The sequence below is a fragment of the Niallia sp. FSL W8-0954 genome (assembly GCF_038005605.1).
Classification (GTDB): Bacteria; Bacillota; Bacilli; order Bacillales; family Cytobacillaceae; genus Niallia; species Niallia circulans_A.
Map to the genome: position 1 here is coordinate 3,871,638 of NZ_JBBOTN010000001.1, position 18,248 is coordinate 3,889,885.

21 protein-coding genes are annotated in these 18,248 nt (G+C 35.3%); 7 read left to right on the forward strand and 14 right to left on the reverse strand.

All coding sequences use genetic code 11. The annotated features are described in order from the left end of the window. Positions 1–13: 13 nt before the first annotated feature. Together copZ and NX902_RS19160 are read right to left on the reverse strand one after the other, a co-directional pair. Complete coding sequence (gene copZ / locus NX902_RS19155) at positions 14–220, reverse strand: copper chaperone CopZ (RefSeq protein WP_095330411.1); 207 nt, start codon at positions 218–220, stop codon at positions 14–16. 12 nt (positions 221–232) lie between these two features. Continuing rightward, entirely contained in the window at positions 233–538 is a 306-nt protein-coding gene (locus NX902_RS19160) for a metal-sensitive transcriptional regulator (protein WP_095330414.1), read from the reverse strand. A 162-nt stretch (positions 539–700) separates the two neighbouring features. Here NX902_RS19160 and NX902_RS19165 point away from each other — a divergent pair, with 162 nt between their 5' ends. Beyond that, positions 701–1,348 carry a GntR family transcriptional regulator gene (locus tag NX902_RS19165; RefSeq protein WP_123258183.1) on the forward strand — a complete coding sequence of 216 codons (648 nt, stop codon included), beginning with the start codon at positions 701–703 and terminating at the stop codon, positions 1,346–1,348. 18 nt (positions 1,349–1,366) lie between these two features. Here NX902_RS19165 and NX902_RS19170 read toward each other — a convergent pair whose 3' ends face one another. Continuing rightward, positions 1,367–1,837 carry a MarR family winged helix-turn-helix transcriptional regulator gene (locus NX902_RS19170; RefSeq protein ID WP_341160916.1) on the reverse strand — a complete coding sequence of 157 codons (471 nt, stop codon included), beginning with the start codon at positions 1,835–1,837 and terminating at the stop codon, positions 1,367–1,369. A 154-nt stretch (positions 1,838–1,991) separates the two neighbouring features. On the opposite strand from NX902_RS19170, the gene NX902_RS19175 reads away from it, so the two are divergent. Beyond that, on the forward strand, positions 1,992–3,452 hold the full coding sequence (locus NX902_RS19175) for an MFS transporter (RefSeq protein WP_341160917.1): 1,461 nt from the start codon (positions 1,992–1,994) through the stop codon (positions 3,450–3,452). A 61-nt stretch (positions 3,453–3,513) separates the two neighbouring features. Here NX902_RS19175 and NX902_RS19180 read toward each other — a convergent pair whose 3' ends face one another. From NX902_RS19180 to NX902_RS19210, 7 genes are all read right to left on the reverse strand, one after another. Next, positions 3,514–4,281, reverse strand: a complete 768-nt coding sequence (locus tag NX902_RS19180) for a MerR family transcriptional regulator (protein WP_123258184.1) — start codon at positions 4,279–4,281, stop codon at positions 3,514–3,516. Between the two features lie 239 nt (positions 4,282–4,520). Continuing rightward, complete coding sequence (locus tag NX902_RS19185) at positions 4,521–5,234, reverse strand: GntR family transcriptional regulator (RefSeq protein ID WP_123258185.1); 714 nt, start codon at positions 5,232–5,234, stop codon at positions 4,521–4,523. Between the two features lie 247 nt (positions 5,235–5,481). Next, a complete protein-coding gene (locus NX902_RS19190; RefSeq protein ID WP_341160918.1) occupies positions 5,482–6,207 on the reverse strand; it encodes a DsbA family oxidoreductase in 726 nt (241 codons plus the stop codon). A 129-nt stretch (positions 6,208–6,336) separates the two neighbouring features. Continuing rightward, on the reverse strand, positions 6,337–6,933 hold the full coding sequence (locus NX902_RS19195) for a nitroreductase family protein (RefSeq protein ID WP_095330405.1): 597 nt from the start codon (positions 6,931–6,933) through the stop codon (positions 6,337–6,339). Positions 6,934–7,083: 150 nt separating this feature from the next. Further along, entirely contained in the window at positions 7,084–7,617 is a 534-nt protein-coding gene (locus NX902_RS19200; protein ID WP_095258633.1) for an NADPH-dependent FMN reductase, read from the reverse strand. 140 nt (positions 7,618–7,757) lie between these two features. Continuing rightward, positions 7,758–8,945: an aminotransferase-like domain-containing protein gene (locus tag NX902_RS19205; protein ID WP_123258186.1), complete on the reverse strand. Its 1,188-nt coding sequence runs from the start codon at positions 8,943–8,945 to the stop codon at positions 7,758–7,760. A 169-nt stretch (positions 8,946–9,114) separates the two neighbouring features. Continuing rightward, complete coding sequence (locus NX902_RS19210) at positions 9,115–10,272, reverse strand: GNAT family N-acetyltransferase (RefSeq protein ID WP_341160919.1); 1,158 nt, start codon at positions 10,270–10,272, stop codon at positions 9,115–9,117. Positions 10,273–10,526: 254 nt separating this feature from the next. On the opposite strand from NX902_RS19210, the gene NX902_RS19215 reads away from it, so the two are divergent. The 5 genes from NX902_RS19215 to NX902_RS19235 all read left to right on the forward strand — a co-directional run bounded on the left by NX902_RS19215 (position 10,527) and on the right by NX902_RS19235 (position 14,058). After that, the gene (locus tag NX902_RS19215; protein WP_095330402.1) at positions 10,527–10,718 is read left to right on the forward strand and encodes a hypothetical protein; all 192 of its coding nucleotides are present in this window, start codon (positions 10,527–10,529) and stop codon (positions 10,716–10,718) included. 120 nt (positions 10,719–10,838) lie between these two features. Further along, on the forward strand, positions 10,839–11,435 hold the full coding sequence (locus NX902_RS19220) for an MEDS domain-containing protein (RefSeq protein WP_123258188.1): 597 nt from the start codon (positions 10,839–10,841) through the stop codon (positions 11,433–11,435). A 352-nt stretch (positions 11,436–11,787) separates the two neighbouring features. Further along, positions 11,788–12,564 (forward strand): amino acid ABC transporter substrate-binding protein, encoded by a 777-nt coding sequence (locus NX902_RS19225; protein ID WP_341160920.1) that lies wholly within the window; start codon positions 11,788–11,790, stop codon positions 12,562–12,564. A gap of 72 nt (positions 12,565–12,636) precedes the next feature. Beyond that, a complete protein-coding gene (locus tag NX902_RS19230; RefSeq protein ID WP_341160921.1) occupies positions 12,637–13,296 on the forward strand; it encodes an amino acid ABC transporter permease in 660 nt (219 codons plus the stop codon). Positions 13,297–13,311: 15 nt separating this feature from the next. After that, a complete protein-coding gene (locus tag NX902_RS19235) occupies positions 13,312–14,058 on the forward strand; it encodes an amino acid ABC transporter ATP-binding protein (protein WP_095330398.1) in 747 nt (248 codons plus the stop codon). A gap of 99 nt (positions 14,059–14,157) precedes the next feature. On the opposite strand, the gene arfA is transcribed toward NX902_RS19235, so the two are convergent. The 4 genes from arfA to NX902_RS19255 form a co-directional block, all read right to left on the reverse strand. Then, positions 14,158–15,672, reverse strand: coding sequence for an arabinosylfuranosidase ArfA (gene arfA / locus NX902_RS19240; RefSeq protein ID WP_095330397.1), 1,515 nt, complete (start codon positions 15,670–15,672; stop codon positions 14,158–14,160). Positions 15,673–15,752: 80 nt separating this feature from the next. Continuing rightward, complete coding sequence (locus NX902_RS19245; protein WP_095330396.1) at positions 15,753–16,364, reverse strand: YesL family protein; 612 nt, start codon at positions 16,362–16,364, stop codon at positions 15,753–15,755. Positions 16,365–16,391: 27 nt separating this feature from the next. Beyond that, the gene (locus NX902_RS19250; protein WP_171509911.1) at positions 16,392–17,282 is read right to left on the reverse strand and encodes a carbohydrate ABC transporter permease; all 891 of its coding nucleotides are present in this window, start codon (positions 17,280–17,282) and stop codon (positions 16,392–16,394) included. A 2-nt stretch (positions 17,283–17,284) separates the two neighbouring features. Beyond that, entirely contained in the window at positions 17,285–18,190 is a 906-nt protein-coding gene (locus tag NX902_RS19255) for a carbohydrate ABC transporter permease (RefSeq protein ID WP_095330395.1), read from the reverse strand. Between the last annotated feature and the right edge of the window lie 58 nt (positions 18,191–18,248).

Consider the following 18,248-nt stretch of genomic DNA (forward strand, 5'->3'; position numbering starts at 1 on the left):
TTTCCTCTTTAAATTACTTTACATCATAACCTTGCTCATCAATTGTTTCTTTAATCGTGTCGAGAGTTACTTCATTTTCATTGTATGAAACATCAACTAGACCTTCTTTTAAATGAACTTTGACAGCAGAAACTCCACTAAGCTCTCCTACGCTTCCTTCTACCGCTTTAACACAATGATTACAAGACATGCCCTCTACTGTTAATGTTACATTTTCCATTTAAAACACTCCTTATTTTTTCATTAATTTCTGAATAGTTGTTAACACCTCGTCGACTACTTCCATGTCGCCTTCTTGGATACGTTCCACAACACAGTTTTTTAAATGTCCTTCTAATAAAATCTTTGCTACACTATTTAAAGCAGATTGAGTCGCAGAAATTTGCGTAATAACATCATCACAATACGTATCTTTTTCAATTAACCCTTTTATGCCTCTGATCTGGCCTTCAATCCTGTTTAGCCTAGTGACTAAATTTTGCTTGACTTTATCTGAATGATGACTTTTTCGGTCACTCGTAATATGGCAATTGTCCATTCCTTGTTCATTCTTCTCCAATAAGTCTACCCCCTTCCTCCATATTTCATCCTATATTTATATCATACCCCCGTATAGTATAAATGTAAACGAAAAAGTATGACAAATTAGTGAAAAATACTCTTTTTCTCTAATATAACCAAATTATGATATATTATTGCTATGAAAAGTATTAGGCAAATCCCACGTCAATCATTAAGAGATCAAGTATACGAACAGTTAAAATCAGCAATCATTCATCTTGAATTAACACCAGGGGAAAAAATTAACGATAAGGCACTGGCTGAACAATTTGGTGTAAGCAGGACCCCTGTACGAGAAGCAATCAAAAAATTGGAGGATGAAGGATTAATTGTAACTTCTCCAGGATCAGAAACCATTGTCAGCCTAATAGAAGTAGACCAAGCAATGCATGCCTTAACAGTCGTTGCCGCCCTCCATGCATTAGCAGCTAAATTAGCTTCTATTACTTTGTCTTCTACCGAGGTCGAAAAAATGAAGGCCATTAATAACGAATTTAGTGAGGCACTCAAATCTGAGGATAAGTATAAAGCTATCCAAAAAGACGACCAATTTCATGCCGTTATTTTAGAGGCATCTCAAAATCCAGAAATAGTTATCGCTCTAGAACGACTTCTTCCTAAAATTCGGCGATTAGAATTATTAAAGTTTAATACTATTGATGGGAAAAAATCGATCGAACAGCATCAAGAGATTATTGCATGTATAGAAAAGGGAAATACCTCCCTGCTTCCAACCTTAATCGAGAATAATTGGCTAAGCTTGGTCGAATATTTAGCAGAACAATGAAAGTAGCTGGGGAATTTTTTATTCCCCCTCTTTTTCCACATTTTTTTCTTTCTTCGTCGTCACCAAATTACTCATTAATTCTGGGTAAATCTTCATTAATAAGGAAAGTAATTGCTGTTCCTCTTCTTCCGTTAAATTTTTCGTCATCTCTTTATTTAATCTTTCCAACACTTTTTGTATCTCGGGAAAAATGTTCATTGCTTTTGTAGTTGGATATAAATTGTTGAATCGTCGATCGTTATCATCTGTATGTCTTTCAATATATCCCACGCTTTCTAGATGTTTTACCGCTCTAGCTGTTGTTGCTTTATCAAATTTTAAAAGAGAGGAAAGTTCGTCTTGATTAATTCCTGGTTTCGCAATAATCGTTTTCAAAAAGGCTTGCTGCCCACCATTTCCTAATTCATAAGGTTTTAATTCCTTTGAAAGGAATTTCTGATTCTGCCTGTGAATCATCGATACAATCCTTCCAATTGGTATATCGCTCATTATGGTCGTCCCTCCTTCGGATAGTTTCGCTTCGGAAAGCAAACACTAAATTCACTGATTGTAGCATACAAAATAATAGTTGCCTATGCAACTAACTTATTTTAAAATAGAGCAATAATAGTTGCTTATGCAACTAAATAAATGAGGTGATTATTTGCATGCTTTTGTAACTGAAAATAAAAACGAAGGTCATCAGCGCCGATGGCTCATTTTTATTGTTTTAAATATATTTACATTTATGGGGACGCTCGATGCGAGTATTGTCAATATTGCGCTTCCGACTATATCTAAAGAATTAGGTCTTGCTTTTGCTAACTCTCAATGGATTGTGATTAGTTATTTACTAACCATTTGTACCGTTATCCTTTTTTTCGGAAAAATGGGAGACATCTTTGGGAAAATCAAAGTTTTTAAATGGGGATCTGTTCTGTTTATCATTGGTTCTTTTCTTTGTGGCCTGAGTGGGTCCCTTGCTTTTTTAGTCTTTTCTCGAATTATCCAAGCAATTGGTTCAGCTATGACGATGGCAAATAGCCAAGGGATTGTGACGGAAATTTTTCCAGTTAAAGAAAGGGGAAAAGCCCTAGGTCTTATTGGTACCTTTGTCTCTCTAGGAAGTATTACCGGACCAAGCTTAGGGGGAATTATTATTTCGAGTTTAGGATGGGAATACATATTCTGGATTAACATCCCAATTGGCGTAATTGCTATATCGCTAGCATGGAGGACCTTGCCTAAGGATATAACACTAACTAAGACAAAAATCGATGTAGCGGGAAGTTTATTATTCAGCCTAGCTATTATTCTTCTTATCGGCGGCTTACTACTTGGTCAGCAATATGGCTACAACAACTGGATGATTATTGCTTCTATCATGATCGGGGTGATTGCATTCATCAGTTTTGTCATGGTGGAATATCGAAGAGAAAGCCCAATGCTAGAGCTCTCGATCTTTAAAAACCCACTTTTTTCTATTAGTATTTTTTGTGCCTTTATTGTTTTTATTGCTAACTTCTGTTTTAATATCCTATCACCATTTTACACACAGGACATTCTTGAGATGTCTGCATTACATTCAGGATATATTCTGATGCTCTTTCCGATTACAATGGCCATTGTGGCTCCAATCAGCGGCTCGTTATCGGACAAAATTAGTGGGCAGGCCATTACTTTTGCTGGATTATTAGTAATGATTGTTGCACAAATTGGCCTAACATTCCTTCATGAAGGAAGTTCTATAACTAACCTTGCCTTGTGGATCATTATGCTTGGAGCAAGTTCGGGTCTCTTCCAATCCCCTAACAATTCGCTAATTATGTCAACCGTAGAGCGAAAGCAGTTAGGAATAGCTGGAAGCATTAATTCACTTGTTCGAAACTTAGGAATGGTTGTCGGTATCTCTCTTGCCACAAGCATATTATTCTCAGTTATGAGCATGAAAGCAGGATACCGAGTAACCGCCCTGATTCCTGGTAGACCTGATATTTTTCTTAGCGGTATGCATGTCGTATTTCTTGTATCCAGCAGCCTTTGCTTCATTGGTTTGCTTCTCACCGGCTGGAGATATACTGCATCGCGCAAAGCGGATGAAAAAAAAGTTCGAAACGCTTCTTAATCGATAACTTGGTAAAAAAGCTCCTTGATTTTTTCAAGGAGCTTTTTTCATTAACTAGCTATTAATCAAAAGCCATACCGGTATAAATTAAAATAGCTTCACGTAAAAACGCTGTCGCACCTACTTGCACTTTATCGTAATATGCCGTAAATCGTTCATCAGCAATATACATATCAGCAAGTCCCGCATGTGCCTCTTTCTTGTATTCTGGCCAATTGAAGGTTAGCCATTGGCGATGTAAATCAGCAGCATTCTGAGCATTTTTCCCAGCAGGATTTCCTTCTTTTAGCGCTTCTTTAAGAGTGGAAAAAAGCTTATTTTCTATCTCTATCATATGGCGGTAATCTTCCTCAGTCATATTCATGAGTTTCGCATTAGATTGGTCGATAATTTCATCGCCATACTTTTCTCGTATTTCTGTCCCATACTTTGCTTCATTATCAGAAACCAGCTTACTCTTAAAGCCCTCGAACTTTTCTTTATCAGACATTGTCATTCTCCCTTCCAGTGTTTTCATCGTTTTCTCGACATTTCCAATCAATTGTATTAACTGTTTTTGCTTTGCCAGAAGTTTTTCGTGATGCTCCTTTAACGCTTCTTTGACGTCAAAAGAAGGGGAAGCCATCATTTTTTTTATTGTTTCTAATGGAACATCTAATTCGCGATAAAAAAGAATTTGCTGTAATCTATCTACTTCTTTTTGCCCATAAATTCGATATCCTGATGAATTGATTCTCGCCGGCTTGAGAAGATCAATTTCATCATAATATCGTAATGTTCTTGTGCTTACTCCCGCTAACTTTCCTAATGCCTGTACGGTATATTCCATCTTTTCATCTCCTGACGATTCCATCATAAAAGATTAACGTAACGTTAATGCAAATAGTTTTTTTCATACTTAAACAAAAAAGTAGTTATCACATAGAAGGATAACTACTTTTTTTGATTAAAGACAATCAATCTTTCATTTAATTAGTTAGAGAAAAGGATTTCGTCATTCCCCTTGTTTGTATCCAATGATATTAAAACGGATTAAATAAATTTCCCCCTATAGTGTTAGCCATCAATTTATCTTTTTAAATTTACAGTTGTTACTTCAAATTTATCATAACGGTGACGGGAAAAGGAATACTCAAATGGTACACCATTGTTTAAATAACCTACATGCTCTACTTCCAGAATTGGATCATTTAATTCACATTCCAGATGTTCATGATCTAATTCTATTGATTTACATGCTCTTATTTTGCGATGTGACCCTGCTATTGTTAACCCTAATCTTTTAGTAATATGCTCATAAACCGATCCATATAACACATCATCATTTAATCCCGTAATAACTGTCGTTGGCATATAAGTAATTTCTAAAACATATGGTTCATTATTTACAGATCTTAATCTGATTATATAATATACAGGTGTTTTAATATCTATCGCTAAATGGGCTGCAACCTCCTCTGAAGGAAAATGGACTTCAAATTTAATAATTTTACTATCGATCTTTTCGCCATCCAATAGCTTGGAGAGGCCAGTTATTTCATTTGTTAACACATTTACTCTGCTAGTATGCAAAGCCGATTGCACAATAAAGGTTCCATGCCCTCTTTTTCGATAGAGCAGCCCTTCCATCACTAGTTTATCCAATGCCCTTTTCATTGTCATTCTACTGCAAGAAAACTCTTTAGATAATGATATTTCATCCGGTATTGGATGATCTAATGGGTAATAATTTTCTTTAATTCGACGTTTTACTTCGACTGCAATTGCTTCATACTTGTTCATACACGAGCCACCTTAATTAAGAAGAAATAATTCTAAATATGTTATTCGCCATTTTAATTATAAACATTTATATTTAAAAGTCTATACTTTTAAAACTAACCCTTAGTATATCTATTTATAGTATAGTACATTTTTTATAAAACGTATACTTATTTTCAAAATGCCTTCAAAAACAGCAAAAAGAGATAGCCGTCTCTTATACGACTATCCCTTGCTCTTCTCTATTTTTATTCTTATCGAATATCGGTTATTTCTTCGGAATTTCGCAACCGTCATCTGTACAAATAGCACCTTCAGCATCTGTTCCTGAAAGCTCTTGAAATTTAGGGACTGGATGGTCTTCCTGCCACACTTGTTCAAGCACTCGTTCGAAAGTCTCTGTAGGCTGCGCACCAGAAACAGAGTATTTTTGATTGATTACAAAGAACGGGACCCCGGATACTCCGATTTGGCTAGCAAGCGCTTCGTCTATTCTAACATCATTAGCAAAGCTTGTGGAATCAGCCAATACTTGTCTTTGAGCTTCCTCTTCCAATCCTACTGATTTCCCTATTTCCACCAATGTATCTGGATCACTAATTAGTTTTCCTTCTGTAAAGTAGGCATGCAATAACTGCTCGGTTAGCTCTTTATCTTTTCCAAGCGTTTTCGCATACTTTGTTAGTCGATGGGCATCAAATGTATTGGTTGGTTTCATATTATCAAAGTCATATTTCAAGCCTGTGCTTGCAGCTTGACTTCCAACATTGTTATTAGCATTTTTGGCTTCTTCGATACTCATTCTGTATTTACCAGCAAGTGCTTCATGAATACTTTTACCAGTGTAGACTTCAGCATTTGGATCTAATTCAAAGCTCTTAAATTCAACTTCTACTTGATCTTTATAAGGAAATTGCTCTAAAGCAATCTCTAAACGGCGTTTTCCTATATAACAAAATGGACACACAAAGTCTGACCATACTTCGATTTTCATCTTTTCACCTTCTTCATAATGATCCTATAATCCTATCACACCAATAGAAATATTACTTCTATTTTGCTTTAGGTCACACAGCCCATCTCTTACCAATAGAAAAACTCCTGTTACAGGAGTCCTTCAGGCTTATTTATATATTTTCACACGATCCTCTAATGGCTTGAATTCTTTTTCTCCTGGTTCTGCTAATGGCTTGCCAAATGGCATTTGGGCGACAAGCTTCCAAGAAGGCGGTATCGACCATTCCCCTTGTACTGCCTCATCAATAAGTGGATTGTAGTGCTGTAAAGAAGCTCCGAATCCCACTTCCTCCAGAGCTGTCCAAATGACTAATTGGTGCATGGCATTTGTTTGATTAGCCCAAACGGGAAAATTCTCAGCATATAGGGCAAATTGTTTTTGTAGTCCTTCTATCACTTCCTGATCTTCGAAGAACAAAATCGTTCCATATCCTGCTTTAAAAGAATTTATTTTTTCTTTTGTAGAAGAGAAATTCTCGGCAGGAACAATTTTTTCTAACTCACTTGCTGTCATATCCCATAGTTTATCATGCTGTTCCTGTAATAAAATCACCACTCTTGAACTTTGAGAATTAAAGGAAGAAGGCGTATGTAGCACAGCTTCATTTACTATTTCTTGGATTTTTTCATCCGACACAACAGCTTCTTTGCTTATACCATAATAGGAACGACGATTTTTTATTGCTTCTAAAAATGCACTCATTTTTTCCTCCAGTAAAAAATTTTTTTCTTCTATATATTACCCATTTGTCTTATTCTTAAAATGACTTCTAAAAAATTTTACAAGGCTTTACCTCTTCGATATTTCTCGAAAAAGAGAGTAGTCTTTAAAAGGCTTACTCTCTGTACTGCATTATCCACGAATGGTTTTTAATGCAGTGCTCCAAGCGACTACTTGGTCAAGCATCGCATTCATATTTTCTAAATGTAGAGGTGCTGGTTTAAAGGTTGTAAAGTTCTCAAAATCTGTAAATAGTGAAAGGGTAGGATGAACGCGAACATCTGCAATATGTAATTCGCCCAGAATTCCTCTTAAATGTTCTGCTGCACGTGCACCACCTGTGGATCCATAACTTACGATTCCTGCTGCTTTATTATTCCAAGCTTCTCTTGCAGAATCTAATGCATTTTTTAATGCGCCAGAAATACTGTGATTATATTCCGCTACAACAAATACGAAACCATCAAGGCTTGCTAATTTTTCATTCCATGCTGCAACATTCTCTTGTCCTTCAGCTGCACCTAAAAACGGTAAGTTAAATTCGGCAATATCAACGATTTCATATTCGGCATCGCCACGCTTGTCAGCAATTTCCTTTACCCATGCCCCAACTTGTGGACTTACTCTTCCTTGACGAGTGCTGCCTAAGATAATTCCAATTTTCATCATCCAACCTCCAAATTTTTAAAATATTATTACATTTTTTATCCTAATACTGAGATTATTTAATTGCAAGCAAAAACACTTACTATTATTCAAAAAGTTATTAAAAGTAACTAACTTGTACCTTATGTTAATTAAAAGTTCTAGCAAATGCCCCTGACTATTTCCCCCAAATTTGTAATTCCCTTTATAATCTTTTCTTCTGACATATAAGAATAATTTATTCGGCAATGATTTTTCTCTTGCTTATTAGGGAAAAAGCTCTCTCCAGGAACATAGGCCACTTTAGCGATTGGTAAACTGTGTTCCTGCATGAGTATTTTTGTATCGATATGCTCTGGAAAAGTAAGCCATGTAAACAATCCTCCTTGTGGATTCGTATAGATGATACTAGGAGGAAAAGTTTCATGTAATGTTTGGAACATTACTTCTTTTTTCTGTTTATACGTTTCACGAATATGGGCAATATGTTCATCTAAATCATACATATCCATAAATCGGTTCACTGCATACATATTTAAGGTTGAATTTTGTGTATCGGAAGCCATTTTCAATAGGCTTAGTTTTTCCGCTAAATCACGATTAGCAATTAACCAACCAAGACGGAGACCTGGACTAAGAATTTTTGAGAAGCTGCCAATATGAATCACTCTTCCTTCTGTATCAAAACTTTTAATCGCTGGCAAATCCTTCCCTTCATAACGTAATTCCCGATATGGACTATCCTCTACGATAACCACATTATATTTATTTGCTAAGCTTACTAGGGCCTTTCTTCTCTCTAAGCTCATTGTCACACCTGTAGGATTCTGAAATTCAGGAACCGTATAAATAAGCTTTGCATTGGGATGCTTCTGTAATGCTGCTTCAAGCTCATCCATGCGCATCCCATTTTCATCCATCGAAACACCTACATATTCCGGTTCATATGGATTAAACGCAGCAAGTGCTCCTAGAAAAGTCGGATTCTCTGTAATTATGATATCTCCTCTATCGATAAATGCTTTAGCTGCAAGATCTAAACCTTGCTGACCTCCTTGAATAATAAAAAGATTATCAACACTACAGCTTATCCCAATCTTTTTTACTCGACTTACGAGCTTTTCTCTTAATGACGTCAGCCCCTCTGTTTCTGTGTATTGAAGCGCTAATTTTCCATCTTCTTGCAAAACCTGATCATATACCTTTCTTAATTTTTCAATAGGAAAAATTTCTGGGTCCGGATATCCGCCCCCAAATGAAATAATTGCTGGATCTCCCCCTAATCTCAATAATTCGCGAATAGCTGATGGCTTTACTCTTTCTATTCGATTAGCAAATTTATAATTCATTTTATCCTCCTTATGTCTATTCCCCTCTTCCTATTAGGCGGAATTTTCAGTATATTCATTTATTATAGAGTAATGTTCTACTCTTGAATATATTGTTTTTTAAGATAATAGTGATTAATGGCAAAATAAAAGCCATTCTCTTCTATAGAGAATAGCCTTATAAAGAAAATTATATTTTGGATGCAGTGATCTTTGTTATCCTTTTTTCCATCGTTACCGCTTTGACTGACAGCCCATTAGGATTAGGAGCTGTCTCTTCTTTTGTTATAACAAATCCTATTTTTTCGTATAATTGGATATTTTTCAGGACATTCGCTCTTACTTTGCATACTACTTTCTGCTTGCCATTTTGGATGGCATATTCTTCTATCCAAGCTAGCAGTTTTTTAGCTATTCCTTTCCCTCTTGCTGACGGAATGACAGAAAGTCTGGAAAAATAGAGAGAATCATCTTGAAGCTGCAGACGAGAAGAACCAAGGGGAACATCATCTATCCAACATATGATTGCTTGCTCTGTTCCATTTTTAAGAGCATAAAGAAATTTGTCAGCTGGTTCCGTTAGTGCACTAGAAGGTACCTCGCTATAACGATAATCTTCAAATGCTTCTAGCATTAGTCTATGAACAATCGGAGCATCTTCTTCTGTCACAAGCCTTATCCGCTCTTTTCGCTTCCTATCTATTAAGATACCCTTTAAGGAAGAAATACTTCCTGCAATAAATGTTGCCTGTACTTTGTTCAGCTCGTCATAGGACCCATAGCCGTAAGTAACACCGATTGAATCTATTCCTGCATTGTTCGCTCCAATAATATCATGTTCCCGATCTCCTATCATCACAAACTCTTCAGGCTTATACGCAGGATACAAATCTAATATGTATTGAATTATTTCTGTTTTCGAAGATCTAGTACCATCCAGATTACTTCCGATTATGTGGGTAAAGTACGTTTCTATTTGAAAATACTTCAAAATCTTTTCTGCGAATATAGTTGGTTTTGAAGTTGCCACAATCATAATACAGCCTTTTGCTCTTAAGCTTTCAAGTAATGGAATAATTTCAGGATATAGATCATTTTCATACATTCCTAACTGCGTAAACCTCTCTCTATAATAGGAAATGGCTTGATCCGTTATCGTTTGAGTATAACCATAATATTCCATAAATGATTCTTGTAGAGGTGGTCCAATAAATCTTTCTAGTTTACGTAAATCAGATTCTTCTTTTCCAAGCTTTTGTAGGGCATATTGAATAGATTTTGTTATTCCTTCTTTAGGATCTGAAATCGTACCATCTAAGTCAAATAATATTATTTGATAATCCCCCATTAAGACACCTCTTTTTCTATACTGAAAAAACTCAAAATTCTCAATCTTCTCATCCTTTTGTCCTATTATAACGAATGGTTCCACTCGCCTCAATAGAAATTTTGCCATACAAAAAAATACGATTGTTTATTTTAATTCCTTCTTAACCACTATGAATAGTCGATTATTTGTTATATAATAAAAGAAAGTTTCGGCAAACTTAATAATTATTATTCTAGTGCACTCAAATTCACTTATTAATAGGAGGATGTAAAATGGTTTACTATGATAAATCGAAAACCGTTAAAAATATATTGATCCAAAAGATTGTTTGCAGTAGCGGTCTCTCCTCTGAAATGCTACAAAATCTCTCTATTCCTGAATTAAAAGAAACATTAAACAAAGTTTATCCCAGCACACATCCTCATAATGGCTGCGGTTCTCTTAAGTGGAAAAAAGTACGATAATTTTGTCAAACTGTGAGATGTTCATCTTATCCATTTATTTAACTATTTTTCCTATTTAATCAGTATCTTTCCATGAAAATCCTCTATAATGGAATTATTCTTTAATAAAGAGGTGCATAATTGGAAAATAAAAAGAAGCAATTTCTTGAAGGGAAGGAAAGATTACATGTTTTATTCCTTTATACAAGCATGCGAAACTATATGGAAGAAGTCCTTCCCTTTATTTATGCTGGTATCGAAGCAAGAGAATATGTAATCCTTATCGATAATGATCGAAATTTCAAAAGGATATTCGAACAATTAAAAACCAAACTTACATCCACGCAATTAAAACAGGTTCATTATGTAAATAGCTTAGATTTTTACTTTTCAAGTGGAAGTTATCATCCATCAGCTATTACAGATTATTTTAATAAAATGGTTCAGCCTTATCTGGATCAAAGTATTCCCTTTCGCTCATGGGCACATGTAGAATGGGCAACGATGGAAGAGCCTTTTCATTTAATCGGAAATTTTGAGAAAATAGTTGATAACGCTTTCAATCATATTTCCTTTCCATTAATTTGTGCGTATGAAGAATGGAAAATTCCAAATGCCTTAGAAACTATCTTACATGAGACTCATCCTTATATTTTAAAAGGTGATAAGCTTATGTCATCAAAAAAATACATAACAGATACACCCTTTTATAAAAAACCGACAATTGAACTTGATTGATACGTAATCAATCGTTTAGCGGAGTAGGAGCCATTACAGTCTTTATTAATTGCTCCTACTCCTTCATATTCTCCATTCCTCTTCCTGCAATCTTTTACTTCTATTAAACTTTAAATCTGATCTCTATAATTCCCATTAGACTCCAAAAGCTCGTACGAACTTTTTACATATTTCACCACGAAATCCTTTACTCTACTAATATGTTAAATTATTTTATTGACAACCTCTTTTTTGGTATGGTAAATTTTATACATTAGTTTATCACTCTAATATATTATCGAACTAAAGAATTTTTTTAGTTTTATAGATTTATTGTACTGAAAACATAATTTATAAAGGTGGCTTTCGCAAGATGAAACGTTTAGCAATTAATTTAGTTATTTTGGCATCTGTATTTTTCGTTTTTACAGCATGTTCCAACAATTCTAAAGATAAAAAGGAAGATACATTAGTTATTGGTATTGATGATAAATTTGCTCCAATGGGGTATAGAGATGACAATAATGAAATTGTCGGCTTTGATATTGATTATGCAAAAGCTGCAGCAAAAAAAATGAATATGTCAGTTGAATTTCAACCAATTGATTGGAAAACAAAGGAGTCAGAATTAAGCAGCGGTCGGATTGACTTAATTTGGAATGGCTATACTATTACTGATGAACGGAAAGAAAAAGTTCTTTTCACAAAGCCCTATTTAAAAAATACACAAGTTGTTGTAACATTAGCGGACTCAAAAATAACCAAATTAGATGATTTAAAAGGAAAAGTTGTTGGTCTCCAATCTCTTTCTTCTGCATCCGATGCATTAAATAGTAGTCCTATTAAATCAAAAATTAAGGAAGTTACCGAGTTTTCCGATAACGTATTAGCATTAAATGATCTGAAGTCAGGTCGTTTAGATGCAGTTGTCATTGATGAAGTTGTTATTGATTACTATATGACAAAAGAACAAGATTCCTTTAAAATCCTTGATGAATCACTTGCTCCAGAAGAGTACGGAATTGGGGTTAAAAAAGGAAACGAAGCATTATTAGAGAAGCTTCAAAAAGCACTTGATGAGATGAATGAAGATGGCACAGCCGCTGAAGTTTCCGAAAAATGGTTTGGTGAAAATAAAGTATTAAATTAAGATCGCAAATGAATCGTAAACAAAACAGGATTTCTTTCCGAAACCCTGTTTTGTTTTGTTGGAGGAATAGAAATGTCAGTTGATTATATTATATCCATACTAAAACCAATGTTAGAAGGAGCCCAAGCCACCGTTCTATTATTTCTTATTGCTATTGTAGTGTCCATTCCACTAGGTTTCCTGTTAACACTCGCCATCCGATCTAGCATCAAGCCAATCGCATGGCTGGCAAGCTGTTATATTTACATCATGCGCGGTACCCCGCTATTGCTGCAATTATTGTTTATATGCTTTGGGTTACCAATGATTCCAGGAATTGGAGAATATTTAGTCCTAGATCGTTTTGTCGCTGCCTCTTTAGGATTTATTTTGAATTATGCAGCCTATTTTGCCGAAATTTTCCGTGGAGGTTTACTTGCAATTGATAAAGGTCAGTATGAAGCATCTCAAGTGCTTGGTTTAAGTAAATGGCAAACCACCACACGCGTTGTTTTACCACAAATGTTTCGAATTGCCCTTCCTGCTGTAGCAAATGAATCTGTCACACTAGTGAAGGATACAGCCTTGCTTTATGCTGTTGCTGTACCTGAGTTACTGCACTTTGCCCAAACGGCAGTAAACCGTGATTTTACGATTATGCCCTTTTTCATTGCTGGAATTATTTATCTCATCATGACCCTGCTATTAACAGCATTATTTAAATGGCTGGAGCGCAGATCTAAATTTGAATAAGAAGGACGGATACTTATGGCAATCATTGAAATAGAGAATATAAAAAAATCATACGATAAGGTCGAAGTGTTGAAGGAGATTACCTTTAATGTCAATAACAATGATGTTGTGGCTGTTATTGGTCCCTCTGGTTCTGGAAAAAGCACAATGCTCCGATGTCTTGTCGATTTAGAGAAAATCGATGGAGGAACGATTCGTGTTTCTGGAGACGAATTAGTGAAAGATGGAATATATGCTCCGCAGCAAAAAGTCAAACAAATTACAGCAAGAATGGGAATGGTTTTTCAGCATTTTAATCTATTCCCACATCTTACTGTAAAAGACAATATTCAGCTTGCACCAAAATTAGTGAAGAAAGAAGCTGCTTCTTCCCTTCAAGAAAGAAGTATGACGATCCTCGAAAAAATTGGTCTATCTAATTTTGCTAATGTCTATCCTGCTAAACTATCTGGAGGACAAAAGCAACGTGTGGCAATTGCTCGAGCATTAATGATGGAACCAGAAATTTTACTGTTTGACGAGCCGACATCTGCATTAGATCCTGAACTAACTGGAGAAGTATTGGAGGTTATGAAAGACTTAGCCAAAGAAAAAATGACGATGGTTGTTGTTACCCACGAAATGGGGTTTGCCAAAGAAGTAGCAAATAAAGTCATCTTTATGGACAACGGTGTCATTGAAGAGTCTGGTCCGCCAATCAACCTATTTACAAACCCACAATCGCCTCGAACAAAAGCTTTTTTGAGTCGAAATTTGAAGTAATAATAACATCGCTCTCCCTTGGAAAGCGATGTTTCTTCTGTCTAAGGCTGATTACCACAACTTTATTTTTTAAAAATTCTAAATTTCCTGCCTTTTTTACTACTTCCTTCCCAACCGAATAACATTCCAAGACATTTTTGGCAGAATGAGTATTAAATTGCCATTTTCCATATAAGATTCTTGAAAAGCAACAGGTTTAACTGCTTCCTGGTGAAGTGTATTAATTGCTTTAGGATCATCGTTTGCAAGAACTATATGCTCCACAATGGAATATCCTTCAAACGACCTAATATCTACCTCTACATTTAATTGATTATCTAAGCTTCTATTAACAGCAAAGATGACAAGCTCCTCTTTCTCCTCATTATAGACAATAGACTGATCTAAATATGGTACATCTGTAAAATCTGTCGAATCATATTTTGGTGAGTCTACAATCGCTTGGATTGCTGTTCCACGCCCATAAACAGATGTGTAATAGTATGGATAGAAAATAGTCTGCTTCCAAGACCCTCCACCTGTTTCCGTCATTATTGGCGCAATAACATTAACTAATTGGGCAAGGCAAGCAATTTTAACTCTATCTGAGTGGTTAATTAAAGAATTCAATAAACTGCCTACAAGCAATGCATCTTCAAAATTATAAACATCTTCTAAAAGTGGTGGCGCTACACTCCAAGGTTCTATTTGCTTATCTTGATCATTTGAGTGAAACCATACATTCCATTCATCAAAGCTTAAATGAAGTTTTTTCTTACTTCTCTTCTTCGCTTTAATATAATCACAGGTTGCAATAACTGTTTTAATAAAATCATCCATATCTAATGATTTTGCGAGGAAATTCGCTGTATCATTGTCTCTATTACCATAATACGTATGCAGTGATACATACTCAACGTAATCATATGTCTGATCCAATGAGGTGGCTTCCCATTCAGGGAATGTTGGCATCGCTGTATTGGAGCTTCCGCAACTTACAAGTTCAATGCTTGGATCTACAATTTTCATTGCTTTTGCTGTTTCGGCAGCTAGTCTTCCATATTCATAGGCAGTTTTATGACCAATTTGCCATGGACCATCCATTTCGTTACCTAAACACCAAACTTTAATATTATGCGGGTCTTTATAGCCATGTTCTTTTCTCAAATCGCTCCAATAGGTCCCTCCTGGTAGATTGCAATATTCTAAAAGGTTACGGGCTGCATCAATGCCGCGCGTTCCAAGATTTACAGCCATCATTACTTCCGAATTCACTTGTTTTGCCCATTCAAAAAATTCATTTGTACCTACTTCATTGGTTTCGATAGAATTCCACGCTAGTTCCAATTTTCGCGGGCGTTTTTCCTTTGGTCCTACTCCATCTTCCCAATTATAAGCAGATACCATATTCCCTCCCGGATATCGCACAATAGGAACTTGTAATTGCTTAACTAACTCGATTACATCTTGACGAAAACCATTCTTATCCGCAGAAGGGTGTCCAGGCTCATAAATACCTCCATAAACCGCCCGTCCTAAATGCTCTATAAACGAACCATAAATACGGGAATCTATTTCCGATATTTTAAAAGATTTATCGATTACCATTTTTGCAGTTTTGATATTTTCAGTCATACTTCTCTCATTCCTTTTCCGATGTATTTTGATTTACATAAATGAATTTTTTCAGAAATAAACAAGTGCTATTGATATCATCAAAAATTATCTTCATCAATAACTAAATTATTATCAATTTTTCTCCAATAAATATGGCTGTTGATAAACACGATTAGGGAAACTCCGATTAAGGCTAATGGAATCAACATTTGGCAAAAATAAATGATTAAGCAGGCTACTACTACCATCAAGATGCTCATTGGTAAATTTTTAATTGCTATAAAAAATGCGGTTCGTAATAGCTCTAAAACCGTCCCATCAAATGTTAATAAAACTGGAAAGACAGTAACAAAGAACAAACCAAAAAGAAAAACTAAGAGAATATAAAAGTAGTAAATGGTTAGTGATGTATTTGCTGCCATTTCAAAATAAAAATTACGTACAGATAGTAACAGCATTCCAAAACCAACAACAATCAATCCAGCCATCATATTTCTAACAAAATTCGTCTTAAATGATTGGTAAAATTCTGTAAAAACATTCGTTTCTTTTCCAGTAATTAGAGAAAACATACACCGATGGAGTGCGACAGTGGATGGACCAATTGTAATTAATGGAAGACTAAACAATATCCAGAAGAAGTTTAAAGCAATAATAGAATAGAGCTTTCCCATCCGTTCCCAAAAAGGTGAATCATATTTAATTTTCATCGCTCTCGCCTCCTTATCTCCGCTCCTTTATCCTTTTACTGCGCCTGCTGTCATACCTTCTACAAAGTACTTATTAAATATCAAGTACAAAATAAATAAAGGCAGAATAGAGAAAATAGATCCAGCCACTAGGACATCATAATTATTTCCATAAGGAGTTAATAATGTATTTAACCCGATAGGTAATGTAAATTTTTCTGCTGACCGTAAAACAATTAATGGCCATAACATACTATTCCATGCCCCCATAGAACTCAGAATTGCCATTGCTGAAAAAGCAGGTTTTGAAATTGGCATAACAATGCGCACACAAATTCCATACTCGCTACTGCCATCGATTCTTCCTGCATCTAATAATTCTTTTGGGATGCCTGAAAGATATTGTCTAAAGAAAAAAATGGTTGAAGCATGTACTAATCCAGGAAGGATAACGCCAGCATAGGTGTCTATTAGTCCAAAACTGATCATTTGCTTATATAATGGCAGCATCAATATTTCAAAGGGAACCATCATTGTTGCTATAACGAGGAAAAACAATAAGTTTTTAAACTTAAAATGGTACATCGCAAAGCCATAGGCAACAAAATAACAGATAATTAATGTTAAAACTACCGAAACAATGGTAATAATCAAACTGTTCTTATACCAGTCCAAGTACCCAGTACTTCCATCAAACAGATAGCTATAGTTGATAAATGACCAATTTTCAAAATCTAAGTTTAGATTTAAGCCGTTTCTAATTAACATTTGGCCTGGGCGAAAGGATGCAAACAGTCCTGAGATAAAGGGGATGGCAACACTAGCACACATAATAATAAAAAAGCCGTTAATTAAAACTTTTACTAGAGGATTTTTGCCTTCTTTCTTCCCTTTTTTAATTTCTAATGAGGAGCTTGCTAAATGATTATTCTTACCCATACTTATTTGGCCTCCTTTTTAAACATGCCGCTTGAAAGCAAGTACACCATGCTAATGGATAAAGCAACAATTAATAATACTAAGCCAACAGCAGAGGCATATCCTAAATCATTCTTTTCAATTCCCCTTCTATACAAATAACCAACAATCGTTAACCCAATATTTTTGGGAGAATTATTGCTTCCATATATCATAAAGCTTTCAAGAAACATGGCTAATCCGGCATATATACTGATGGTTGTCACATAAATTCTTGTCGGCTTAAGTAACGGCAGAGTGATATGCCAAAATCTTTGCCAAGCATTTGCGCCATCTACTTTTGCCGATTCATAAAGAACCTCATCAATTGAGCTTAGTCCCGCCTCAAAATATAGAGTATTTACTCCCATCCATCTCCATGTTGCTAATAAAAGGAGTGCAAACATGCCCGTACCCCAATTTTTCAGCCATTGTTTTGACTCCAGTCCAAAAAAATGAAGGATTTGGTTCATGAGACCAGAATCCATTTCACTAAACATATAGCGAAATAAAATACCTGCTACTACGACTGAAACTAATGCTGGCAAATAGATAATCGATTTATAGACTCTTTTCCCTACTACACTTTTTGAATTTAATAAAAATGCGCAGAGCATAGGGATCGGAATTAAAATGATTAACGTTAATATTGTATAGATAACACTATTTCTAACAGCGATATGAAATACCTTATCGCCTAACAACTTTTCATAATTTGCAAGTCCAACAAATTCGCTATATCCGTTCCCAATATTATGAAAACTCATCTCTATAGTCGAATACATTGGATATATCCAGAAGAATGACAAGCTAACAATAAACGGCAATATAAACACATAGGGTGCTATTTTCTGAGAGAATAAAAAAGCCTGGATCTTCTTCAAATTCATTCCTCTCCTTTTCGTCAGTGTCTTTAAGACTACCTCGTAAAGGTAATCTTAAAGACGT